The following is a 24,484-nucleotide window of genomic DNA, read 5'->3' as shown; positions in this document are numbered from 1 at the left end:
ATTCCTCCATGTTATCTTCATATTTGTTCAAGTTAGAACGATAAAATATATTTAAAAAAAGTGATAGACGTCGTAGTTGTACAATTATTGTGTACTATACATTAAAGAATTATTCATTAAAGAATCTTTAACTAAAGATAATATAGCATAGTTATTCTTTTCTGTCACCCATGTCTCTAAATCTTCATTCATTACACTACTCTCACTAGCATACAATAAGATTTTCCTATACAATTATTGTAAATGAACCTAAAAGTGTGGTGAAGCAACTTGTTTAAACTCTTATTAATTGAAGATGATACAACGTTATTTCATGAAATCAAAGATAGATTGTCGCAATGGTCCTATGATGTGTATGGGATTACCGATTTCAGTAGTGTGATTCAAGAATTCACAGATATCAAACCTGACTTAGTCGTTATTGATATTCAGTTGCCTAAATTCGATGGCTTTCATTGGTGTAGAATAATCCGGGCCCATTCCAACATTCCAATTATATTCTTATCTTCTCGCGATCACCCAACAGATATCGTCATGGCTATGCAGCTTGGAGCAGATGATTATATCCAGAAGCCTTTTCATTTCGATGTGTTGATTGCAAAAGTTCAGGCGACTCTTCGACGCGTATACAATTACAATACGGACGTCATCGAGCTCAAAACATGGTGTGGTGCAACTGTGGATTATGAACGAAATGTAGTCACCAATGACACAGGATCCATTGAACTTACAAAGAATGAAATTTTCGTGTTAAAAATGCTCATTGAGCAGAAGAATAAGATCGTAAGCCGCGAGGAGTTAATCAATAGCTTGTGGGATGACAAACGTTTTGTTAGTGATAACACCCTTACAGTCAACGTCAATCGTCTGCGAAAAAAGCTTGATGAGATCGGCTTAGGAACCTTTATTGAAACGAAAGTTGGACAAGGTTACATGGCTGTCGAAGAGGCACATGGTTATGATTAAAAAGTATGTAACGGAAAGACGCAGCTGGATCATGCTATTTATAGTCCAGCAATTCTTGATCCTATTTGTCGCTTTTATTGATTCGACGATCCCCCTCCGGTCCATGCTCTATTTAGTCTTTTTATCGATGATCCTTTTTTCGATCTTCTTCGTTATTCGTTACAGTAAAGAGACGAAATTTTATAGAAGTCTAGAAGAGCGTGACAACAATCTGGATTTAACGAGTATAGCAGGACCAGAAAGTCCCTTTGAACAAATCATTGAAACAAGTATGACGAACCAAACCGAACTGCTAAAACAGACTGCTTCGTACAATCTTATGACGCTAGAGCAGGAGAAAGATGACTTACTCGCTTGGATTCATGAAGTTAAGACGCCGCTTACAGCGATGCATTTAATGATCGACCGCTTAGACGACGAAATGATGAAGGCTCATTTAACTTATGAGTGGCTGCGAATTCATCTCCTTCTCGATCAACAGCTCCATCAACGGCGAATACCCTTTATTGAGAATGATTTGTATATTGAACATACCGATTTAGAGACGATCATTTTTGATGAGATTAAAACGTTACAATCATGGTGCATCCAAAAAGGAATCGGTTTTGATATCGATTTAGAAGTAGCCGAAGTGCTTAGTGATGCAAAATGGCTTGCCTTTATCCTCCGACAACTCTTAACAAACGCTGTGAAATATAGTCAAGCATCCGAGATCATGGTCAGCAGTTATCAGCGTGCGGATCAGACTATCCTTGAAGTGAAAGATCGTGGACGTGGCATCGACCCGAAGGATTTATCACGTATTTTCGATAGAGGATTTACATCCACAACCATGCATCAAGACACTGCTGCAACAGGCATGGGGCTATACTTAGCCAAGAAAGCAGCACAGTCATTGCTCATACATATCCATGTTGAATCAGCACTAGGAATCGGTACGATCGTGACATTAACTTTTCCACAAAAAAATGAATTCGTACGTATCACAAGCGTGTGACAACAATGTCACATGCTTCATTGTTTTGTTCGCTCAATCGCAGGAAAGTTAAGGCAAACCCTTTTATACTAAGGTTATTGAGAAAGAAAAAGGGAGTGTATCGAGATGGTAATTCTAGAAGCAACTAAAATCCATAAGAGTTATGGCAACAAACTCAACAAACAATCGGTATTAAGTGGTCTGGATTTGAGTATTGAACAAGGTGAATTCGTTAGTATTATGGGGGCATCCGGTTCAGGAAAGACAACGTTACTCAACGTCCTTTCCTCGATTGATAAGATTAGCGATGGCTCGATTACAATCGAAGGAACAGAAATTTCAAGCATGAAGGAAAAGCAGTTGGCTGAATTCCGAAAGAATTATTTAGGTTTTATTTTTCAGGAATATAACTTATTAGATACGCTGACAGTTAAGGAAAATATCCTTTTACCGTTATCCATTACAAATACGCCGAAAAAAGAAGCTGAGAAGAGATTTCAAGCTCTTGCGACAGAGCTGGGGATTGCTGATCTGAAGAATAAGTATCCCAATGAAATTTCCGGGGGACAAAAACAGCGTACCTCTGCCGCACGCGCCTTTATTCATGAACCAACCATTATTTTTGCCGATGAACCGACGGGTGCACTTGATTCTAAATCCGCATCCGATCTGTTGAACAAACTAAGCGAACTCAATCAGAAACGAAAAGCAACGATTATTATGGTTACTCATGATCCGGTGGCAGCTAGTTATTGCAGTCGAGTGATTTTTATTAAGGACGGACAAATCTATACACAGTTAAATAAGGGTGAAGAAACAAGACAGACTTTCTTTAAAGACATCATGAAGACCCAAGGTGTGTTAGGCGGGGTGCAGAATGAGTATTAATCAACTCATGTTTCGCAATTTACGAAAGAATCTGAAAAATTATTACCTTTATGTATTTGCCTTAATCTTTAGCGCCGCCCTATATTTCGCATTTGTCACGTTGCAGTATGATCCCTCCATGGATGCGACAAAAGGGTCTATTAAAGGAGGCGCTTCGATTAAGGCAGCATCGGTCTTACTTGTTGCGATTGTTTCTATTTTCCTTCTATATGCTAATAATATTTTTATAAAAAGACGCAGTAAAGAAATTGGCTTATTTCAATTAATAGGGATGACCAAGAACAGAATATTCCGTATCCTGACTGCTGAGAACTTTATCCTATATTTCGGATCATTAGTGCTAGGAATCTTTGTAGGGTTTTCCGTCTCCAAATTAATCATCATGATTCTATTTAAAACAATCGGTGTGGAGGGTATAGCAACACTTCATTTTTCCTATGAAGCACTCATTCAGACACTGATTGTATTCTTCGTAATCTATCTCTTTATCATGTTGATGAATTATTTGTTTATCAAAAGACAGACTATTCTATCCTTGTTTAGAGTGACTTCCATGACCGAAGGCAAAGTAAAAAAGGTGTCCTTCCTTGAAATGATCATCGGGATTATCGGAATTTCATTGATCATATTAGGCTATTATATTTCATCGATTTTATTTAGTGGAAGATTAACAACCCTGGCTGAACTATTTGCTGCGATGATCATTATTTTAGGGTCTGTCATCATCGGGACGTATTTATTCTATAAAGGATCTGTCCGTTTCATATTTAATATCATTCGAAAAAGGAAAAACGGCTACTTAAATATTAATGAAGTACTGTCGCTGTCATCCATTATGTTTCGAATGAAATCGAATGCCGTATTGTTAACCATTATTACGACCGTATCTGCACTTGCGATTGGTTTATTGTCCTTAAGTTATATTTCATATTATTCAGCAGAAAAGTCAGCAGAAAAGTATGTCGTAGCCGATTTCTCTATTACCGATATCCAAGATGCAAACAAGTTTAAAGAAGCATTAACCGCGAACAATATTTTATATACCGATAAAACGATTGATGTCATTCAAGTAAATGTCAATGTAGAGAACATAGTGGATATAAATACGGTTGGCCGGATTTTTGATCCACGTGCCATGAAAATGGCAGTGATTAGTGAACAAGCCGTAGCAGATATCCAACTGTCCGCCGATGAGACCCTTTTTACAGATTCTGAAGACGTAATGCAGAAATTCATGTCTATGAAGGACTCGGGAGCTATTGAATTGAAAGGTCAACATGAAGTCATTGCGCAACAATATAAAGGTATCAATATGGCTTCCCCCATTTCTGGGTATTTCACGAACGGTGGCTTGCCTCTTGCTATTGTGGACGAAACGGTGTTCGAGCGATTGAAGAAGGATATCAACCCAACCATTCAAAAAGACTCTACCCAATATATCGGAATTGATATCAAGGATAAGAGTCATGTTAAAGAGGCCAACGAACTTTATCAAGAACTAGGATTCACTAGTAATCGTTCCTATGACTCTCAACTTGAGATGAGCAACTATCAGAAACAAAATATGGGACTCATCATGTTTATCGTTGGGTTCCTAGGGCTAACCTTTCTGATTACATCTGGATGTATTCTTTACTTTAAACAAATGGATGAAAGTGAAGATGAGAAGTCCAATTATACCATTCTAAGAAAGCTAGGTTTCACACAAGAAGATTTACTAAAAGGCATTCAAATGAAACAACTCTTTAATTTCGGAATCCCATTAATCGTTGGGTTATGTCATAGCTACTTTGCAGTCCAATCCGGATGGTTCTTCTTCGGAACAGAACTGTGGACACCGATGATTATGGTTATGATCCTATATACCGCACTGTATTCAATCTTCGGAATACTATCCGTATTTTATTACAAGAAGGTCATTAAAGAGGCTCTTTAATAGCAATACTCTATCCATTCACAATTCATCTATCCACTCAAATGGTTCAAACGCAGGAATTTGCTGATTGATGTCGAATTGGGTATGAATATCGTATGGAGGAGGTGAATCCCGTTGCGACAAGGACACACAAACCTTGGACACGCGTGCGGGAGAAGCGATGTGGGACTGGCTGAAATCATCAAAAACAACAGTGATTAATCAGGGGAAAAACGAACCTATCGAGATTGATCATGGCGAGTCTTCAAAGTACAAGGTCATCGTAATAACTGGCACGAGCGGATCAGGACGTAAGAGTATTGCCAAACAACTAAGCGTTGATCTGGGAATCCCCTATGTGATTCCGTATACTACACGCGCCATTCGCCCCAACGAACGAGACGGAGAACACTATCATTTCATCTCCAATGACGAATTTCAGGAAAAGGCAGAGAATATGTCTTTCTTTCAGACGGTACATCTTGAGAGGGGACGCTATGGAATCTTAGAGGAGGAATTATCTCAAGCCTTAGAGATACATCCAACTGCCATTGTCGTCTTAAATCGCGAAGGCATGCAAACATTTCGAAAACAATTCGGTAATGGAACCATTCGCATCTTTATTTTCGTCACCAAAGACGACATTCGGCTTCGCTTGGAACGCGAAGGCGCCTCATCAGAAATTGTAGAAGAGTATTTACACAAATACACGGAGCAAGTGACATATAAGAAAGAATCGGATTACCTGCTGCAAAACATCGAGCCAGCAATAACGATAGAGAAAATCAAGGAATTTCTGCACGATAAGTTGTAAATATTCTTATAGATAAGAAACTACAAACTCCAGACCATAAGGTCTGGAGTTGTTCATGTTCTTCTACCCAAGAGACTCCATTCCACTTTGAATATACATAATCGTATATCCGTAAAAAAGATGGAAAGGGTGACCCCTATTGAAAGTGAAATTAAAGAGGAAGACAACCACAACTATAACTCAGAGAGTCAATTTTGCAGTTGTAGGAGATAGTCATGTCGGTTATGCGAATAGCCTGAACATATTCAAAGGCTTGCTACCTAAAGCAGTCGCGTCTGGTAACAAGAAGTTTGTTATCTTTGGAGGCGATAATAAGCACGGTTCCAAGGGTACAGTAGCCGAGAGTGATTATAGAGCATTCAAAGATACCGTCACACGAAATTTGAGACCAAAGAAGATACCATATAAAGCTTCTATAGGAAATTGGGAAGATAACACGAGGGTCTTATTCACCAAGTATTTAGGTCCAGTTCAAGGACAAATGAATTTCCCAGGAACGAAGGGTAAAGTGAAATATGTCTGGCTAGATAATGCACCTGGTAAATTCAGCACTGCAAGTATAAGTCTGCTCAAATCGTTGAGTCCTAATTATTACTACATTATCGATTTTCATTGGCCTTTGAAGGTTAAAGGCATTACCGTAGATCCCACCCATGTTCTAAGTTCACAGGAAACAGCTAATTTCTTCAAAGCCATTCCTGCTAATGTGCGAAACAACGTCGTGGGTATTTTCACTCACCATGCCCATACATTTTATGAAAACCTAAATAATATTTATCCAGGATTCACAAAGACAAAATTCTATGTGTGTGGATGCTCAGGTGCATACAAATGTAAATGTACCTCCTCTGGTTGTGGTCGGGGTTATTATGATGCAACACTGACAATCAATAATAATCAAATCAATCTTGCAGTCAAGACAGTCAAAGCCTAGAAGAGAGATTACCCTTATCTGAACAGCCAAAAGCCCCATACCAATAGGTACTGGAGCTTTTTCTATATTTATTACTATGGTTCCTGCACCTGTTCTAGCTCAGTTCGAGCAACAATCTCATCGATGAAACACTGTAGTGTGCTTGTTAAATACGAATCTTTACGTCGTATAAAAATAGTCGTGATTTCACGATAAGGTTCAGGTAGATCATGACAATACACGGTATCATTGGCAACCAAATCGGTAACTGCTGACTCCGGAATAATCGTTATTCCGATACCTGCGGCAACACTGCCAATAATCGTCCCAAATGTGCCGAATTCCATAATCTGTTTCGGGACAATCCCCTCCACTTTCATCCAACTTTCCAATCTTCCGCGATAACCGCAACCCTTGTTGTATAACAACAACGGTCTTGTCGTTATATCCTCCATAGAAAAGGTATCTCCCTTGGTCACCAGAACGAGCTTTTCTTGAATAACCTCAACCTGTTCGAGTAATGGATGCCTGATAGGCCCTGTCACAAACGCGCCATCCAGCTTCATATCAATGACCTTTTGTAGTAGAAGATCCGTTACCCCAGCCTTTAGTGATAATTCAACATTTGGATACTTGCTATGGTATGAGGATAAAATATCTGGAAGAGCAATCACGGTCTCTACGATACCGATCTTGAGGACTCCGGAAGGGTTCGATTTATCTTGAAAAGCAAGCTTCATCTCATCCATTCTGGACAAGATCTCTCTCGAATGTTTCAACAACCGTTTGCCCTCCGTGTTTAAGATCATCCCTCGCTTATGACGATAAAATAACGGCGTCTGAAGTTCTTTCTCAAGTAGCTTAATTCTTGCTGTCACATTGGATTGAACATAGTTGAGCTCCAATGCTGCTTTGCTGACACTGCCATGTGTAGCCACGCTCTGAAATATTTTTAAATCGTTAAATTCCAATGTGACCCTCCTCTAGTCTCCGATGCGTACACGTCTTCTTCCTGATATCATTATAAATGATGATAAATGTTATTATCAATCATTTTACTATCACCCTTAGTCTCCCTATCATTGGTAATACACAATACATCGGCAGATTTATGCTAGGGAGAGACAACACATGCTAAAGAAACAAATCGTCATCGGGTCCATTCTGTGCCTCATTGCTAGTATGTCTTGGGGAGCTATGTTTCCCGTTGCACACATCGCATTACAGAAAATAGATTCATTTTATTTCTCGTTTATCCGTTATGCAATCGTTGCTGTTATTCTCAGCGTGATGCTTTTGATAAAAGAGGGGAAATCAGCATTTCGCTTCGAGGGAAGAGGCAAATCGTTATTGTTTTTTGGAACGGTAGCCTTTTCGGTCTATAACATGTGCGTATTTCTAGGACAGCATCTCATGGGCGAACCAGGTACCGTCGCAGCCTCCATTATGGAAGTACTTATGCCTATGATATCCATTGTGGTCTTGTGGATTACGACAAAAAAAGCCCCGAAGAAATTCATGATCACAAGTGTTGCAATTGCGCTTGTCGGCGCTTTACTAGTCATCACCAACGGAAATATGGAATTTTTCATGATGGCTGGACAACATGTCTTCCCATTGCTACTGATTTTTGCAGGCGTTGTAGGATGGGTATTGTATTCCATGGGTGGCGTTCGGTTTAAGGATTGGTCGATACTTCGCTACTCTACATTAACCTGCATATTAGGAAGCGTAGTGAACTTCGTAATCGTTACCCTTGCTTCAAGCTTTCAATTGGTTCCAGTTCCTACCTTTGACACCATACTTTCTATTAAATATGAAATGGCCTTTATGGTCTTATTGCCAGGGCTAGCAGCTTTGCTATGCTGGAATTCGGGACTCAAGTTGTTGTCCCCGTCTAACGGTTTATTATTTATTAATTTTGTTCCTATTACTACATTCGTTATTATGGCTTTCCAAGGATACCAAATCAGCAATTATGAATTTTTCGGAACGCTACTCATTATCTTTGCAATCATACGAAACAATATGTACCAGCGAAAAGTGATACCCGATCAGGACCACAGAGCCATTACTACTAAACCTGATCCTACAGGTAACATGGTTAAGGTTGCACGATAGGTATCGAGCAATCTTCCATTGAATTCTCTATAAGAATAACAAAGAAGAGGTACCTAAATGGGTACCTCTCAAGTCTATAAAACATAAATAGTTCAACTTTCGCAGAGCCATAATAATATAGGAATATTACAAATTAAAAATACCTTTTATTTCACTACCATTTACAATATTCTTTATTGTATTGATCGCAAATTCTTTTTCCTGAAAAGGATGCTCTCGTTGCAACGTTTTATAATCGTTTTCTTCTATTTTTTTTAAGCCCTCGTCCCTAACGCTTATAACATCTTTTATTTTTCTTGTATAAGATGTATTGAATTTCATTTGATCTGGATCAACCCATCCTGCTTCTATAAATCCTTTTGTTTTCTTTTGGCATCGACAGGGGTTGTTTTTATTTAACAATCCACACTTTCTATCCATAAAGTTATACAAGTCTTTTCTTGCTCTAGACAATCTTTGCCTAAAGTTTTCTTTAGAAATATCAAGTAACTCCGCCCCCAAATCATGGGGAACATTGAATATCTCTCCCAGTATATAAACCATCCTTTGTTCTCTTGATAAACATAGTAACATCCCAGACATACATGAGAGTCTTGCTTCTTCTACCAACTCTTTCATTTCAACTTCCTCATGACTAGACAGCTGAATTGCCGCCACACTATCTAAATCAGTTTCGAACATTGAAATTGTATTGTATCGCTCTTCCAACCACTTTTTCTTCATTTGTAAACAGTGATTTACTGTAATTTTGTAAATCCATGTTCTAATATTGCTATTCCTTTTAAATTGCCCTATTTTTGTGATTATCTTAATAATTACTTCTTGGGTAATATCTTCTGCATCAAAGGGAGACAATACCATTTTAAAAGCAATATTATAAATAAAATCCTTATGCCTTTTAATCAGTTCTTCTAAAGCTTCTTTTGAGCCATTTAACGCCCCATTTAAAAGCCATAAATCTTCATCTTCATGATACTCATCTGAAAAAGGATTACTCATAGTCTCACTCCTAAAAGATATTTCAAATTCTTTATGTACTCTAATTCACCACAAACATATCTAAAATTGCAAAAGAAGATCGTAAAAATCTTCTTTTGCATAATAGCATTAAAAAGTTTATTTCATATACGTTCTAATTGCTGTGAACCGATTTACTTCTACTGATTCCATCTTCATACATACCATATAGTTTTTAATATGACCATTACCTGACATTGCACGACCGCAGTTTACTGCATCTTCCATTGACTCCCATTCCACTATATCTGCCCATACATCATTCTCCTGAACTAAGTTTCTGGTAATATACCCACTTTGTATAGATACAAAATTAGCATTAAACTCCTCGGAAGCTTGTAAAAATACTTCAACATCTACCCCTTCATTCAGCTTGAATTTTGCTACCTCAATAACTTTACTCATTATTATCTCCCCTATCATTATTTATGGAGTAAGATTTACCCACTCATAAGGTTAGATAATACAAACGTGAATGTGTGACAAACATTTTTATTTTTATTTTTTTCTAAACACGAAGCGCTGGAACACTCATATCATTTGGTTTCAATACACAATGGTGATTCCAAAAATTCCCTCTAATTATTCTTTTATACCAATAATTTGACTCCACATCATAGAACATAAAAAAGCACCAAGGATATAATAACAATCCTTGGCGCCTCGTTATTTCCTACAACCCACGAGAGAATGCTTATGGCTCCCAGATACTAGTAGGACTTGTTAAAGTAATGTACTGCCAAGCTGTTGCAGCAACAGATGGCCATACATGGAAATCGTAAGATGCGGCACCGGTGTTTGTATAAACAAGTCCCCCTGCTACGTCTGCATCCTGTAAATCGTACATCGATTGAATTAGACTTTGGGCATTTGTTCCTTGGCGAAGGAATAAATTAATCACTCCCCAAGTCCCTTCCGTCCACACGATGTTTGGTGCATTCACGAAGTCCCCATTATCCACTAAATATGGTTTATATCCCGAGACCAGTTTAGTCGTTTGATACGTATTATTGTACGCATTAGGATCAGTATTTAATGCCATGCTTGCATTATTCACTTTAAAATTGTTCACGTATGCCGTTGCCGATACCGCAAGGTCATGTCTTCCGATGGCTTCTAGGAAGATTGATCCCCAAGAATTTGCATCCAAAGCTCCTACTGTATCGTTAACCCCCTGATTAAATCTTTGTTGCGTTACATTCCAATGTGACTGCAACAAAGCATTTTTCACAAGATCCGCAGCATTCACATACTTCACGTCACCTGTCAATTTCCCTAAATCTCTTAAGAAGAAATAACTGTCAACATTATGTTCCGTAGAGAACCAAGGAACATCCGGTCCCCCTTTGACGCTTCCCGTAGTCGCATCCTGAAGGGTTAATAAATAATCTGCTATACGAACTGCAAAAGTTCTGTAAGTCGTATCATTAAATTTCTTCTCATATTGCGTAGCAGCATAGCCGACCCAAGCGATCGCTCCACTACGTTTTTTATCATCCATTTCACCGGTTACTATATTGTAAGAAAAATATAAAGAGCCATCTGCATTTTGCAGGTTAGCCAACGTCCCTAGAATCGTTGATGCACGCGGCTTATCACCCGCTAATCCGTATGAAATTACACCGAGTGCATCATCGTATATCCAGCTTCTGTTACCAATGCCTGCGGTAGTATTAATTTGATCATCTAATGGAACATAGAAAGATCGAATAAGATTTAATTTAGGCTTCTCTGTTGTGCCAACAACCTTCGATTCTGATTTCTTAATAACTCGTGCTTCCTTCAACCCCTGGGTATCAGGAATCGTATAACCTAGCAAATCTCCACCAGTAAATATAGGAATACTCTTCGTTTCAAACGTTCCATCAGACCGAATCGGAGCTTTTGCCTGCAGATACGCAGTATCTGTTTTAGCATAGATCCAGACCTCATAATCACTTAGAGATTGCGCAGGATCATTCGCAAATCCAACAATCTGAGTCCCACCTTTAACAAGGGCAATCACGGGCTTACCGTTAAACGTTACGCTTCCCGCTGACCAAGTACCGTTAGCATTCAGCGTTGCCGTCGTTTTTTTATAACCGATATCGGTGTGGTCAAATACGTAAACACTATAAGCATTCCAATCCGTTATTCCAGTAAAGGTTCCCTTCACAATTCCGGAATAATTATTAGGGTATGCTGTGGTTTTAATATTAGGATTGGACTGAACAGGAGTATTCGCCGGTAACGAGGCCATCTGAACGGTTCCCTCAACGAGCCCTACATAATCGCTGGGATACGCGTTAAGACTCACTTGAACTCCTGGTGGATCCAGTTGCTTGTTCAACCAGGTTAAAGCACTCGTTGCATGAGTATTTACAGCAGTTGCTGCCTCAGATTGCTTCGTAAATCCTGGTAAACCTTGCACAAGAACAGTAGTAGCTAGTACTAAACAAACTCTTTTCAATAAAAGATTACGCCCCATTATGACCAATCCTTCCAGATTCTTAGGTTAATAGCACTTTTTCTTTGAATAGGTCATGCAGAATCAGCGTTGTAGCACCGATCACATAGTTTTTGTCACCCAATTGTGCAGTTGTCACTCTATCCGCTTCATAATGCCCATGTAAAGTTAATCTTCTTAAGAAGTTATGAACTTTCTGCATGCATTTAGGTGAACTCATGAACCAACCGTCTAAAATAACTTGCTCCGGACCCAGCAAATTGATCATGACAGCAATCGATTTACTCATCAACATAAGCGACCTATTCATCAGAGTCTCTAGCCAAGGAACTCCGCTTTCGTATGCCTCTAGGACATCACCAATGTCATGAAATACAGCACTAGCATCATGTTTTGCAGCTCTTTTTTGCGCTTGCTGCAACACATACGTATCACTAAATAAGTAATCGCTCATGTATGTTACTTCTCCGGCTCTACCTTTATAACCTGATATAATCTGATCATTAATGATGAGCCCTGCTCCCATTCCGTCATAAATCCATACATACAGTACATTTCGGACATCTGGGCTTGATAGCAAATAATATTCAGCAAATGCAGCAGCATTCGTATCATTAATCACATAAATCGGTATAGGATAGGATGCTTGCAGTTCATCTACAATATTGAAATCTTTCAAATTTAGATATCTTGAGTACTCAATCATCCCATTGTCCTCATCAATGATACCTGGCGATGCAATAGCCATCCCTTTGATCATCGAAAGGTCTTGTAACTCGGCTTTTTTAACAAGTTCTTCAATACCAGCATTAACACATTTAAGAACGTTGGTGTTCCCTATCGTTGCTGGTTTCTTTAACTCCGTAATGACCTCACCATGGAAATTAGACAAGGTAAAATAAAACGTCCGATTTCCGAGTCCCACAGAAATAACGAATCCGTTCAGTCTATTTATTTCAAGTGAGATTGCTCTACGACCGGCTCCTGGAGTAGACTTTTCGCCTGATTCTACAATAAAACCTTCCTTAATCAACTCATCGACCAAGGATGATATCGTCGTTGCGCTCAGTTTCGTCCTCTGCGCAATTTCTGCTCGGGAAAGACTCTTCTCTCGGTGCAACAAACTTAGTATCGTCGAACGATTTATTTCTTTCATTAAATACAAATTACCTCTTACATGTTTCATGAGACAAGACAACCTTTCGAGGGGATTTTTTTTCCGAAGAAACATCCCCTCCATTACTTCAATAATGGTTACTTCAATAATTCTTTATAATTTTCATACGCTTTAGCCTGAATTTCCTCTAACTCATCGAATTGCATAGACTTAACTGTCGAAACAAAAGTATCGAATTTGCTTAATGGTTCTTGCCCAATAATAAACTTACTCATCATTTCATCCACATAAGTGTTGATTTGAGTGGAGAGTTCATTAAATCTTTCTCCGTCCTCATCTGTATATTTCAATGAAGGCACTGGATCTCTAAAATAATTATTATCCACGTAGTTGAACAACTGTTTACAAGCATCCTCGCTCGCACATGAAGCTTTTTCATATTGGGCGTCTTGACGGAATCCAAGTAGAGGTTGCGCGCCAATACGATATAAAGCTTTCGCGATTCCATCGGCGTTCTTAGCAATCTTTTCTGTATATTGAATTAGGCCATCAGCATTTTTTGTATACGTATCGCCCTCTACACCAAAGTTCAGGAGAATCTGACCTTCATCACTATACACATAATCAAACAACTTCATGGTAGCCTCTAAATTTTTATTAGTAGCACTAATTCCCCATGCCCAAGGCACCGTAATGAGCTGTTGTCTGCTAGTAAGTGCTTTATCTCCTTTGTTTAATACTGGTGGAGGGGTAACTTGATAGTTAAATCCTTTAATTTTTTGAGCCTCAGGTCTTGAATTAAAACCTGCCACATAACCGATCCAATGCGTAGTCGCACCAACCTTATCGTTAAAGATCATCGCAGTATAATCCTTATCCTGTCTGGATAACATCTCTTTATCTATGAGGCCTTCACTGTACCATTTGTTCATTGTGGTTAAATACTCTTTTGCTCTTGGATCAATAGGGGAATATACCATTTTACCATTTTCCTCGAACCAGCGTCCATCTACATTCAGATCAATGCCCCATGCGTCAGCAAAATCTAGATAAAACGTATCCGGCGTTCCGATTGTTGAAAATGGAATCTCATCGGTTGCATCACCATTGCCATTTGCATCTTTATCCTTAAATGCCTTTAACACATTGTACCAATCATCTATCGTCTCTGGCATTTGAAGTCCTAGTCGATCCAACCAATCCTTGCGAACGAGCGGACCTTCAGATGTGCGGACAGCAGATAACATAGGAATAGAATAAATATTACCGTCGATAGCTAAGGTTTGTGTTTTTGCATCTTTATCATCCATAAGATATTTTTGAATATTTGGAGCATTCTCTATATGTTCATTGAGAGGTATAAAAGCTCCTTGCATCCCGAACTTGTTAAAGTCACGAATTTTACCAGACACGATATCTGGGTATTCACCTGACGATACCATAACGGGAAACTTTTCAGTCATGGTTTTCGTGTCACCTGTTATAAACTGGAATTCAATATTGAGCCTCTTCCCAAGTTCTTTCCATATCAATGTTTCACTTGAATACATCGCATCTGTTGCTCTACTTGCTATAAAAACAGAAAGCTTTGCCGGTTCTGAGGAGCTGTTATTATCCTTTGTTGATGCGGGGTTCTTGTTGCTTGCAGTATTGCTACTACATGCTGAAATCACTAATGATAAGATTAACACAAACACAACCAATACATTCCATTTTAACATTTTTGCCATTTGCAAGACCCCCAACAAAATTTATATTATACAGCTCATTGCATATACAGTTCTTCCATAGCTTGATTCCTAAATCTAGCTCTTCACCGCTCCAATCATCACCCCCTTAACAAAGTACTTTTGTAGAAATGGATAGACTGCAATGATCGGTAACGAAGTAATAATAATAGCTGCATATTGGATCGTGATCGGCAGTACCGCTGCATTTTGTACGAGCGCCTTTTCCATCTCCCTATCAAAAGAGCTGTCCCGAATGATTCGGACAAGTACGGCCTGCACTGGCAGTAATTTCTCATTATTGATGAGAATCATCTCCCAGAAAAATGAGTTCCATTTCCCGATTGCATAATAAAGTCCAATGGCTGCGAGCACCGGCTTCGATAAGGGTAGAATAATTTGAATAAAGATTCGCAAATCATTGGCGCCATCAATCTTGGCCGATTCCTCCAACTCCTTAGGAAGGCTTTCAAAATAAGAACGAACAATAATAATATAAAAGGTAGAAATTGCTGCATACAGAAGAATTGAAAGCCTAGTATCCAAGAGGTGTAAATTTTTGATAACTAAATAAAAGGGTATGATTCCACCGCCGAACCAGAGTGTAATCACAAGAAATATCGTCGCGATATTTCGAAATTTCCAATCTTGCCGTGACAATGGATAGGCTGCAAGTGTCGTTAACAGTAGGCTTACTATCGTACCCACGACAGTATAGAAAATCGTATTACCATACGCAATCATGATTCCTTTATAGCTTAGAACCGTCTCAAAGGCAGCCAAATTGAATCCTTTCGGCAGAAGAAATACTTCATTACGCGTCACACTTCCCGTATCACTCAATGAAATACTCAAGATGTACAGAAATGGATACAGCGTTAGAATACACACACCAATGACAAATGCATAAATGAATATAGCGAAGAATATGTCTCCCTTTTCTATTCTCTTTTTACCTAATAGCATCCTATTTCCCCTCCTTACCACAGAGATGTTTTACTTACTTTTCGACTCAAGAAGTTCGCACCGTATACTAGAATGAATCCAATAACACCTTGAAACAAACCAACGGCTGTCGCATAGCTATAATTGGCGTCTATTAATCCTTTTCGATACACATAGGTATTAAGGACATCTGCTGTTTCATAGATCGTTGGATTGTACAGTAGAATGATTTTGGTAAAGTCGGTATTCAACATGCCACCTAAATTTAACAACAGCATGATGACAACGGTAGGCAAGAGACTTGGAAGCGTTATGTAGCACAGTTGTTTCCACCGATTGGCCCCATCAATCTTGGCAGCCTCGTATAATTCCGGGCTAATTCCCGCTAGCGCAGAGATATAAATAATCGCGGCAAACCCAGCTCCTTGCCAAACGCCAAGAAATACATAAATGGTACGAAAATAATCTGGATTTTGAAAAAAGTAGATACTATCTATGCCGAATTTGCTCAATATAATATTTACAATCCCCACACTCGGAGAAAGGAAGCTTAAGGCCATCCCACAAACAACGACTGTTGAAATAAAATGAGGCAAATAGCTAATGGTTTGTGATACTTTTTTGAACATCATATTTTTAATCTCATTGAAACAAAGGGCAAGAATAATCGGGATCGGAAATCCAAATATCAAACTGTAAATATTCACAAGTAGCGTATTTCGCATTAATCGAAAGAAAAATGGGTCTTCAAAAAACTGCTTGAAATACTTAAATCCAACCCACTCGCTACCCGAGATCCCTTTGACAACGTTATACTTCTGAAATGCAATAACTAACCCGTACATTGGCCAATAAGCAAAGAGAATAAACCAGACCAAGACAGGTAAGAACATGATGTATAACCATTTGTTTTTGACGAGTTCCTGTTTAATGCCTCTCATTCTCGATACTCTGACTTTCTGACTTGAAGTACTCATGGCCCGCTCTAGCATGCTATCCCTCACTCTCCATCTCGCATATTTAAATACATAGTGTTAATTAAGAAAATGCACTCGGGGATACCATGCGATGATGCAAGTTACAATGTCCTAGCGCTCCGTCTTCCCAACCATAGAAAGCTTCAAAGGCAAGTCTCGATTCTTGCATTTCTTCAAGTTCATCAATTCGTCCATCTACGTAATTCTTTATCCTTTTGGCGGCCGTATCCATTCGAGCTAATAACCCACCATACCGAATATCGATGACTTCCCATCCGAAAGCTTTATTCGTTATAAACCATTGTTCACGGTGTGCATCCCGGAGTTCAGAAATGCTATTGATTAGTTCTTCTATTTCTTGATCTGCAATGAATCTCAATTGATCCTTATCCTGGCGATCAAAGCTTGATTTGATCCTCACGCCTAAGTCGCATTTCATCCGAAGTACTTTACTAAGCTTCTCGTATACATCAAATAAAAATGACCATTTACCGCTCTTTTGTGAATATCCCTGAATTTCCTTTTCCCAGTGTGCGTAATGGTTCACCAAATCATGCTGCTCTACATGGCTATCAAACAGACCTAACAAGACGTCCTGCCATAATAAGTAGCGCGATGGATTGGCTTCGTTCAAATTATCAAGTGTTGTTCCCGGCGTTTCATCTAGATATTTCACGTTCATAAAACTCTCGTAATCCCCGCCAGTACAAATCTGGAATCTCGACTTCAACTTCTCCTCTGTCACTTCTGCAGCATAGGTATGCTCGGCATACAACTGTAACCCTAAGAGTCCTGAGAAAGGATTACCCTCCGACCCGTTATCGCCCCACATTGTTACGAATGCTTCTTTAATTCCTTCTTGCTTACAAGCCATCAGTCCGGCATTTGTCGTTCTAAACGTTTTTCCGTAATTCGGAACAATTCCCGTCCAAGTCCATATACCTCCAGCAAATACCGGATCTGAACCAAAACTCTTATGCCGACGAATATAGTCTTGATAAAATGACTCTTCTTCATGGTAGTAATCCCAATATACAAATTGAACATCGCTTGGCATGTCATCAATGACATCTTGCGGAATAAACACGTTCGGATCATAATACTGTCCACTTTTCGAACCAAGCCGGAAGTACATATCACTCCAGATCATCGGATGAAGGTCATATTTCGAAGTGATCGCAAGAACCTGTCTTAAATGTTCGTTCATAAGATCAAAACGTTTCTTATATCCATGATGATCCAAATATTTACCTAAACCAAGCTGATGCGCTTCATCCATACCGATATGTATTCGTTTGCTTCGAAATGGCTCAGTAATTGATGCTATCATTTCTTCAATAAATACATAGGTGGCTGGTTCCCCAACGAGCAAAATATCATCCGTATCCTTGATTTGTTTGGCATAGTCCCATTTTAATGCTTGAGTTAAATGACCTAGGGTTTGAATACATGGAATCACTTCAATGCCAAACATGTCTGCGTAATCATCACATTCTTTCAACTCAGCAACCGTATATTTTCCCCGCATATACCCAAAATAAGGTTGATTGCTCAACGTAAACGTATCTTCGGTGTACAACATGAACGTATTTAAACCCATGACCGCCATGATTCGAATGAACTTCTTAATGCTGTCCACCTTTAGTACTCCGTTACGCGAAACATCAAACATTGCACCAGAATTTATAAACTGAGGTTTCTCAGTCACATGGAAGCGCTTGCAATTTATTGAATTTTCTATAAACAATCCTAATGCTCTATAGAAATGAATGGGGTTTTCGTAATGAATGAACCCTTGCTCCCCATCACATCCGGCTTCTAGTACTCCTACCCTCTTATTTACTTGTACATGAATTCCTTTTTCAGTAAGCTGAAAGTTCAAATCTTCTTGTAAAATGTGAATCCCCTGAATAAGGTTTTCACTCAGGTCACCCGTCAAATGTATCTGCATGTATCCACTCCCTATTCCCTCTTTATGTAATGTAATTTATTGATTGGGATCATTGTATCAGGTATTATTTAATTTGTACAGTGTCCTTATTAATTAAATAATTAGAAAATTAGTGCTAAAATTCCTGCTATTTGCATAGATTGGCATCAATGTTACCACGCAGCGAAATCAATTTATTGGATACTGCAAAAAGCTCGCCCAATGCAATGAATGCACTGGACGAGCCTTTTTGGGTACCCGTGTATCTTAGATTTCCATTCCAAAGCCAGAAGATCTATTCATCATAGAATGAGTCAATCTCCCTCTCAGATTCAATAACCATTCAGGCTCATGATCCCATTGTTCTGCTAGGGATATTAGAATACGAGCATACCCATATAGATTCGCAAACCGCCTGCATGCCGGTATAATAGCGGAGAACTCTTCTGAGATAAGATATTCCGTAAGATATCCATCCATGAAGCATTGTTTTTTGTGATTAAAATATTCAGCTGGAATATAGTCTTGCAGACTATCAAGCGCCTGCTCAACATCCATTGCATACCAGTGATACATCGCATCATCGAAATCAATCACGTTACAGGAATTGGTTACTTCATCATAAAAGACATTATCATATTCAAAATCATAGTGAATAAGTCCAAAATTATTCCGTGTAACAGGGATTGAAGAGAAATAATCTTGTAATAGTTTCGCTTCTTTCAAAGCGGCAGTCTCTTCTGGGAAATCGATTAGAACTTCCTGAATCCATTCTAAAACATCACTGTAAGACCATCTCTTGTGATCAGTAGGTGTATACTCACTAGATAATTGATGAAGCTTTCCTAAAGCCTTTCCATGGCTGAACACAATGTCATCACTGAAATCTGTATTGTTGATCTGTACACCTGATACACGTTTGAATACAGAAGCATAGTACTCACCCCATGGTGTGTGTGCTTCTACAAGCTCTTCCCCATTTCGAGATTCCACCGATTCTAGCACTCCATAACCTTTGGTCCGCAAGTAAGAGATAAAATCGAGTTCGGCTAACATATTTTCTTTGCACTTCTCTGTTGTCGGAGCGAATCTTAATAACTGGTTGTTCCCTTTACATTCAAATGGATAAATCGCATTTGAAGATATTCTATAGTACTTAAACAGTTCAATCGATTCTTTATCAAAATCCCAATTGCTCAGAATCATTTCTGCCAAGCTCTCATTACTGAATAGATATTTCAACTTCAACATGGACATACAACTCCTCTTCTATTTTTGCGCGCAAAAAGACCGCAAGGCTATGCTTGCGGTCTACGTAATCCTAGATTAAGAGAAAGAGTGTACAATAAAAAGACCTTCTCTATTAACAGAAAAAAATGAGCAGCAAATTCCTTTATAGTGGCAGACTACTTCTGTCTGCCTGCAATATTCAGTTCATAATCACCTTAAAAGAAACAGTAGTCGTTATAGTCCGGCGTGTCATGCCGATCACTCCCTTCAAAATCATATTAGTTCCATATTACCCCAGTCCAATTATAGAAACAATACCTCATTTTAACACCATAGGTTCCTGCGTCTGGAAGCTTCTTTAAATCGTAAACATCCCAACTTCACGCTTCATTACTATAGATAATTCACTCAACTCTCTCAGTCTGGTTGTCATTTCATCGACCGTCGCGAGTTGTTCCTCTGTGGAAGCTGCCACTTCCTGTGATGCTGATGCCGACTCATCAATGAGCTTCGAAGATTGCATCAGAGCTTCCAATGATTGATGTGACATTGTCGACAACTCGCCGAATATATGTTGAATTCGTAGCGTGCTCTCGGCTGTCAGGTCAACCTTCTGAACGATCACTTCGAGCGATTCTTGACCCTGTATCACTAAATCGTTCTGTACGATGACCACCCGCTGACTCGCTTCCATTGTCTTAACAGCTGCATTCGTTTCCACTTGAATCCTGCGAATAAGCTCCGTAATCTGCTCTGCCGCTCTTCCTGAGCCTTCAGCAAGCTTACGGATCTCTCCTGCAACTACAGCAAAACCTTTCCCTTGTTCTCCAGCGCGAGCCGCTTCAATAGCAGCATTAAGAGCGAGTAAATTGGTCTGACTGGCTAATTCAGAAATCACGGTAATAATCTCACCGATTTCGTTGGATCGACTGTTCAGCTTTACAATGGTTTCTGTTGAGCGTTGGATTGAGTTAACCATCTCTTCTAAATTATCGACAGATGCTCTATTCGCACTCTGGCCAGTTTGTACAGCTTCTATTAAAAGATGGGAATCATGAACCGTTTTTACCGTTTCCAGCTTGATTTCTTCGGAGATCTCCCCCGTCCGTTCCATCATCGTGACTACTTGCCGCACATGTTCCGCTTGCTGTGTCGAACGATCAGCCATATCAGCGATAATCGTTGTTATCTGCTTCGATGATTCATTCGTCTGCTCTGCTGCAACTTGCAGCATACCGGCGTTCTCATTCAACTGGTTAGCTTCAATAGTGACATTACCTACAATCGCCCGTAAGTTGTCCAGAAATTGATTAATTGAATAAGCTAACAATCCAATTTCATCATTCCGCTTCATGTCCAACTTCTGCGTCAAATCACCCCCATGTTCAACGAGGTCCGCAACATGCTTGTTTATCATGCGTAGCGGTCGAACAACACTCCGGGTTAATATGATAAAGAGCAGGACAATAAATATAACCATCGCGATTATAAAACCGCCTATAATTAAATAAAAATTGTCCATCATGGGGTCAAGAACCTGTTTTAAAGGCATGGCCAACACCAACTTATAACCTGTATCACCAATCATGGTGAAAGCGTACATGTTCTCCGAGTCCCACATACCATTCGTTCCCGTAGATTTTGCTATCACTTGACCCACTTTTTGTATCTTTGTGTCCGAATCCTCAATCATTGCTTTACCTAAGACGAACTTAGGGTTCTCACTTACAGCGTATCGGCCTTCTTTATCTACTATAAAATAATACTCATCCCCGCTTTCTTTCATTTTTGCCAAAACCTCATGGAATTCTTTACTCTCCAGTCCTTGTTTCTTATCACTGCTATTCAGTAATAGCATGTTTAGTTTTACGGAACTAAGCTCCACCTTATAGTTAAGCTTTTGCTCAACTTCACTACTGATAATTTCGTTAACGTTAGAAAATGTAAATTTAAATAGACCTGCAAAAATAACCACCATGTACACTACAGTAACGGACATAACGATAGTTCGAACTGTCTTTTTCTTTTTCATGTATGAATTCCTTCCAATCTGTTCATGAGATATGTTCTAGCCTACGAATGGACCTGACCTGGATGTTTAGCTCTGGGTACGACCTTTCCAATACCCCCAGCTTCCTTATCCAGTAGCTCGTCCGTTCGCAGACATTCAAATCCCTTCATATGAATCTCTTTCAAAACTTCCTTCAGTCCGGTTATCATGTGCCGTGGTGCTTCTTCATCTGCCCCAAGTGTATCTCCGCTATCGTGCAGAACGATGATAGAACCCTGTTTAATCTTTTTCAACAAGGTACGCTTCAAATGTTCCGGATTGACCGATGGTTTCCAATCTCCCACCATGACAGACCACAATACGATCCGATAAGACTTTCTCATCAAGAAGAGATCGCCTATATTGAGAAGCCCCCATGGCGGTCTGTAAAATAGAGGCCACTCACCTGTGATTCGCTCGATAATATCAGCCGTACGCTCTACTTGCTCCCGTCTATTCGTCCATGGGGACAAGAGCCAGTTGGACGTGTGAGTATAGTTATGAATACCGATTTGGTGCCCTTCCTGATACATTCGCTGAATCAACTCTGGGTGTTTTTCGGCCTTGCTACCCAATACAAAGAAAGTGGCCTTTATGCCATAATCTTGTAACAAGTCCAGCACTTCAGGTGTATAGCGTGGATCAGGACCATCATCGAAAGTAAAAGCAATTCCTTTCGCCCTTTTTCCTTTGGAGAAAATGCCCCACCCACATATTCGGGTAACAATAAAGGGAACTATCATATAGAGGATCATCACATCAATGGATAAAATAATTAACATATGTATCATAAAACCGCCTCTTTCTTCCTTCAATCCTGCAGATCCTAGTAACTATCAAGCGGTGATCGTTTTGGATTCATTGTTTCGTCGTGTAAAACGTTCTTTCAGAGACTGCTTACTTATCAACAGCATCATGGGTGATAATTTCTGGGTGCTGTGTTGGACTCTTTGTTTCCCTTCCGGATGCATCACACGAAGTAGGAAACGAAGATACATCGCATAAAATCGTTGTTGCCATTTGGACTCGATGGGGTGCTGTTCAAACCCTATTCCGTGGATGATCCCCCGATGAAGCAGCGTGATTCCGGTTAAGGCCTGGACTTTCACCAGTTCCGGATTGTTATCCAGATCCCGGCTAATTTGTTTCATTGCATCGCGAAACATGCGTGTAGTCCTCAACCCGGCCCGATCTGCACCGTACGTACGTGCAAGCCGCAGCACCTGCCGATTATCCAGATGAAGTTCGCCCACCCAATCTCCGGCAAATATTTGATGCCCATCTTGACAGGTAATACTCTTTCCATGATGCTGCCTTACCACCAATTTACATATGCCGTATCTCCACACAGACTCGCTTCGAAATCTAGTTATGAAGTCAAACACGTTCTCCCACATCATCCAAATGGACTGTACAGATGTTTTCATAAGTGACGCTGCCATGATCTCTTCCCACTCTCATTTTAGGTTGAATAGAACTATCGTAAGGACCGTACTTCTCCCCATTCCTAGAAATCTCTTAATCTATACCACTTATGCTAGTGCTTGTGATGTAAAATCGGCTAGTGCCAAAATGTCATATGACAAGATATTCTCGATAAATGTTGCAAGTTAAGGGTTATTCCACACTAAAAACACCCTATCGTCTACTCTGGGAAGAATGTAGAAGATTACGTGCTCCGTTATTCGGTTTTTCCTGTTATTTACCCTACGTAATAAACTATTATGATAAACTATATAGTTTAAATGGCTCGTACTCATGATAATACTCACTTATTTGACTCCTTCAACTGTGAGTATCTATAGATTAGAGCATAACCTTTTCTTTTTCATTTCTTAATTCTTAAGAAAATCTTACGATTGCTGTTGCCCTCGGACTACTTCAGTAATCAATATGTTTCTTGTGGAAGTTGTACGGTAAAGATTGTCTTTTCAAAAGGTTTACTATGAAGATGGATTTCCCCACCTAATTGTTCTACCAATCTTTTTGTTATCGTGTTCAGGGCTGCCACTGTGTTGTTATTAAGGAGTAGGCTAAGTTATCGGACTACAATATAAACCCCGTGAGGTTGCTGAATATAGCAATCTCACGGGGTTTATTTAGTAAATTCTTTCTTAACTCTTATTCTGCTTTACTCGCTTTATTTGTTTCTACTTTGATGTCCTTAGCTCCATTGAAATCAAACTCCCAATCGATACCAAGAGCTTGAAGCTGTGTTTTCACTTGCTCTTTAGTGAGTGTACCCGCTTGTGATTGTTTCAAAATCGCTTTCACCTTTTCTTGGGTTGCGTCATCGAGGTTATCTGGTTTACTCGCTTTGTTTGTTTCTACCTTGATGTCTACGTGCATTACTGTACTCAATTGCACAACTATTACACAGACATTCAACCTGTTTTCTCACTTATACATTAGGTAGTTACATTGTTTTGATTTTTCCCAATATTTGCCTTAC

At 39.4% G+C, this 24,484-nt stretch carries 21 protein-coding genes and 1 pseudogene; 7 read left to right on the top strand and 15 right to left on the bottom strand.

Translation table 11 applies throughout. The features are described 5' to 3' along the window. The first annotated feature begins 270 nt into the window (after window positions 1-270). The 6 genes from PGLA_RS18195 (at window position 271) to PGLA_RS18170 (ending at window position 6,493) form a co-directional block, all read left to right on the top strand. Window positions 271-966, top strand: coding sequence for a response regulator transcription factor (locus PGLA_RS18195; RefSeq protein ID WP_068535605.1), 696 nt, complete (start codon window positions 271-273; stop codon window positions 964-966). Then, complete coding sequence (locus tag PGLA_RS18190; RefSeq protein WP_068535603.1) at window positions 959-1,963, top strand: sensor histidine kinase; 1,005 nt, start codon at window positions 959-961, stop codon at window positions 1,961-1,963. The genes PGLA_RS18195 and PGLA_RS18190 overlap by 8 nt, the downstream gene beginning before the upstream one ends. 105 nt (window positions 1,964-2,068) lie before the next feature. After that, window positions 2,069-2,830, top strand: a complete 762-nt coding sequence (locus PGLA_RS18185; protein ID WP_068535601.1) for an ABC transporter ATP-binding protein — start codon at window positions 2,069-2,071, stop codon at window positions 2,828-2,830. Then, window positions 2,820-4,766: an ABC transporter permease gene (locus PGLA_RS18180; protein WP_068535599.1), complete on the top strand. Its 1,947-nt coding sequence runs from the start codon at window positions 2,820-2,822 to the stop codon at window positions 4,764-4,766. The genes PGLA_RS18185 and PGLA_RS18180 overlap by 11 nt, the downstream gene beginning before the upstream one ends. A 136-nt stretch (window positions 4,767-4,902) precedes the next feature. Next, the gene (locus PGLA_RS18175; protein ID WP_245700095.1) at window positions 4,903-5,559 is read left to right on the top strand and encodes a guanylate kinase; all 657 of its coding nucleotides are present in this window, start codon (window positions 4,903-4,905) and stop codon (window positions 5,557-5,559) included. 145 nt (window positions 5,560-5,704) lie between these two features. Beyond that, a complete protein-coding gene (locus PGLA_RS18170) occupies window positions 5,705-6,493 on the top strand; it encodes a metallophosphoesterase (protein ID WP_245700119.1) in 789 nt (262 codons plus the stop codon). Between the two features lie 74 nt (window positions 6,494-6,567). Here PGLA_RS18170 and PGLA_RS18165 read toward each other — a convergent pair whose 3' ends face one another. Beyond that, window positions 6,568-7,443 (bottom strand): LysR family transcriptional regulator, encoded by an 876-nt coding sequence (locus PGLA_RS18165; protein WP_068535591.1) that lies wholly within the window; start codon window positions 7,441-7,443, stop codon window positions 6,568-6,570. A 160-nt stretch (window positions 7,444-7,603) separates the two neighbouring features. Between PGLA_RS18165 and PGLA_RS18160 the strand changes: the two genes are divergently transcribed. Next, entirely contained in the window at window positions 7,604-8,593 is a 990-nt protein-coding gene (locus tag PGLA_RS18160; RefSeq protein WP_068535589.1) for a DMT family transporter, read from the top strand. A 126-nt stretch (window positions 8,594-8,719) separates the two neighbouring features. On the opposite strand, the gene PGLA_RS18155 is transcribed toward PGLA_RS18160, so the two are convergent. The 14 genes and pseudogenes from PGLA_RS18155 to PGLA_RS18095 all read right to left on the bottom strand — a co-directional run bounded on the left by PGLA_RS18155 (window position 8,720) and on the right by PGLA_RS18095 (window position 24,393). Then, window positions 8,720-9,592: an RNA polymerase sigma factor gene (locus PGLA_RS18155; protein ID WP_068535583.1), complete on the bottom strand. Its 873-nt coding sequence runs from the start codon at window positions 9,590-9,592 to the stop codon at window positions 8,720-8,722. 117 nt (window positions 9,593-9,709) lie between these two features. Further along, window positions 9,710-10,015, bottom strand: a complete 306-nt coding sequence (locus tag PGLA_RS18150) for a hypothetical protein (RefSeq protein ID WP_068535581.1) — start codon at window positions 10,013-10,015, stop codon at window positions 9,710-9,712. A 289-nt stretch (window positions 10,016-10,304) separates the two neighbouring features. Next, on the bottom strand, window positions 10,305-12,059 hold the full coding sequence (locus PGLA_RS18145) for a hypothetical protein (protein WP_211269584.1): 1,755 nt from the start codon (window positions 12,057-12,059) through the stop codon (window positions 10,305-10,307). A 40-nt stretch (window positions 12,060-12,099) separates the two neighbouring features. Next, window positions 12,100-13,242 carry an ROK family transcriptional regulator gene (locus PGLA_RS18140; protein ID WP_161487949.1) on the bottom strand — a complete coding sequence of 381 codons (1,143 nt, stop codon included), beginning with the start codon at window positions 13,240-13,242 and terminating at the stop codon, window positions 12,100-12,102. A 68-nt stretch (window positions 13,243-13,310) separates the two neighbouring features. Continuing rightward, window positions 13,311-14,903 (bottom strand): extracellular solute-binding protein, encoded by a 1,593-nt coding sequence (locus PGLA_RS18135; RefSeq protein ID WP_068535575.1) that lies wholly within the window; start codon window positions 14,901-14,903, stop codon window positions 13,311-13,313. Between the two features lie 75 nt (window positions 14,904-14,978). Further along, complete coding sequence (locus PGLA_RS18130) at window positions 14,979-15,866, bottom strand: carbohydrate ABC transporter permease (RefSeq protein WP_068535573.1); 888 nt, start codon at window positions 15,864-15,866, stop codon at window positions 14,979-14,981. A 14-nt stretch (window positions 15,867-15,880) separates the two neighbouring features. Continuing rightward, on the bottom strand, window positions 15,881-16,822 hold the full coding sequence (locus PGLA_RS18125) for an ABC transporter permease (RefSeq protein WP_068535692.1): 942 nt from the start codon (window positions 16,820-16,822) through the stop codon (window positions 15,881-15,883). 61 nt (window positions 16,823-16,883) lie between these two features. Next, entirely contained in the window at window positions 16,884-18,773 is a 1,890-nt protein-coding gene (locus tag PGLA_RS18120) for a beta-N-acetylhexosaminidase (protein ID WP_068535571.1), read from the bottom strand. A 246-nt stretch (window positions 18,774-19,019) separates the two neighbouring features. Continuing rightward, a complete protein-coding gene (locus tag PGLA_RS18115; protein ID WP_068535690.1) occupies window positions 19,020-20,003 on the bottom strand; it encodes a phosphotransferase enzyme family protein in 984 nt (327 codons plus the stop codon). Between the two features lie 337 nt (window positions 20,004-20,340). Continuing rightward, entirely contained in the window at window positions 20,341-22,014 is a 1,674-nt protein-coding gene (locus tag PGLA_RS18110; protein ID WP_068535569.1) for a methyl-accepting chemotaxis protein, read from the bottom strand. Window positions 22,015-22,055: 41 nt separating this feature from the next. Next, window positions 22,056-22,823, bottom strand: a complete 768-nt coding sequence (locus tag PGLA_RS18105) for a polysaccharide deacetylase family protein (protein WP_068535567.1) — start codon at window positions 22,821-22,823, stop codon at window positions 22,056-22,058. Window positions 22,824-22,868: 45 nt separating this feature from the next. Next, a complete protein-coding gene (locus PGLA_RS18100; RefSeq protein WP_068535565.1) occupies window positions 22,869-23,474 on the bottom strand; it encodes a YkoP family protein in 606 nt (201 codons plus the stop codon). Between the two features lie 446 nt (window positions 23,475-23,920). Next, a pseudogene (locus PGLA_RS29125) lies at window positions 23,921-24,028 on the bottom strand (sensor histidine kinase); the annotation flags it as partial. A 125-nt stretch (window positions 24,029-24,153) separates the two neighbouring features. After that, window positions 24,154-24,393 carry a hypothetical protein gene (locus PGLA_RS18095; RefSeq protein WP_161487948.1) on the bottom strand — a complete coding sequence of 80 codons (240 nt, stop codon included), beginning with the start codon at window positions 24,391-24,393 and terminating at the stop codon, window positions 24,154-24,156. Window positions 24,394-24,484: the final 91 nt, after the last annotated feature.

The sequence above is a fragment of the Paenibacillus glacialis genome (assembly GCF_001637205.1).
Classification (GTDB): Bacteria; Bacillota; Bacilli; order Paenibacillales; family Paenibacillaceae; genus Paenibacillus_AQ; species Paenibacillus_AQ glacialis.
Note: the sequence above shows the minus strand (reverse complement) of the source record. Positions and strands in the feature narration are given on the sequence as shown.

Coding starts and splice junctions, on each gene's coding strand:
- PGLA_RS18155 (WP_068535583.1), bottom strand. CDS start 9,592: ATGAGTAATCCTTTTTCAGATGAGTATCATGAAGATGAAGATTTATGG.
- PGLA_RS18135 (WP_068535575.1), bottom strand. CDS start 14,903: ATGGCAAAAATGTTAAAATGGAATGTATTGGTTGTGTTTGTGTTAATC.
- PGLA_RS18180 (WP_068535599.1), top strand. CDS start 2,820: ATGAGTATTAATCAACTCATGTTTCGCAATTTACGAAAGAATCTGAAA.
- PGLA_RS18100 (WP_068535565.1), bottom strand. CDS start 23,474: ATGGCAGCGTCACTTATGAAAACATCTGTACAGTCCATTTGGATGATG.
- PGLA_RS18150 (WP_068535581.1), bottom strand. CDS start 10,015: ATGAGTAAAGTTATTGAGGTAGCAAAATTCAAGCTGAATGAAGGGGTA.
- PGLA_RS18110 (WP_068535569.1), bottom strand. CDS start 22,014: ATGAAAAAGAAAAAGACAGTTCGAACTATCGTTATGTCCGTTACTGTA.
- PGLA_RS18190 (WP_068535603.1), top strand. CDS start 959: ATGATTAAAAAGTATGTAACGGAAAGACGCAGCTGGATCATGCTATTT.
- PGLA_RS18140 (WP_161487949.1), bottom strand. CDS start 13,242: ATGAAACATGTAAGAGGTAATTTGTATTTAATGAAAGAAATAAATCGT.
- PGLA_RS18130 (WP_068535573.1), bottom strand. CDS start 15,866: ATGCTATTAGGTAAAAAGAGAATAGAAAAGGGAGACATATTCTTCGCT.
- PGLA_RS18185 (WP_068535601.1), top strand. CDS start 2,069: ATGGTAATTCTAGAAGCAACTAAAATCCATAAGAGTTATGGCAACAAA.
- PGLA_RS18120 (WP_068535571.1), bottom strand. CDS start 18,773: ATGCAGATACATTTGACGGGTGACCTGAGTGAAAACCTTATTCAGGGG.
- PGLA_RS18160 (WP_068535589.1), top strand. CDS start 7,604: ATGCTAAAGAAACAAATCGTCATCGGGTCCATTCTGTGCCTCATTGCT.
- PGLA_RS18115 (WP_068535690.1), bottom strand. CDS start 20,003: ATGTTGAAGTTGAAATATCTATTCAGTAATGAGAGCTTGGCAGAAATG.
- PGLA_RS18105 (WP_068535567.1), bottom strand. CDS start 22,823: ATGATACATATGTTAATTATTTTATCCATTGATGTGATGATCCTCTAT.
- PGLA_RS18125 (WP_068535692.1), bottom strand. CDS start 16,822: ATGAGTACTTCAAGTCAGAAAGTCAGAGTATCGAGAATGAGAGGCATT.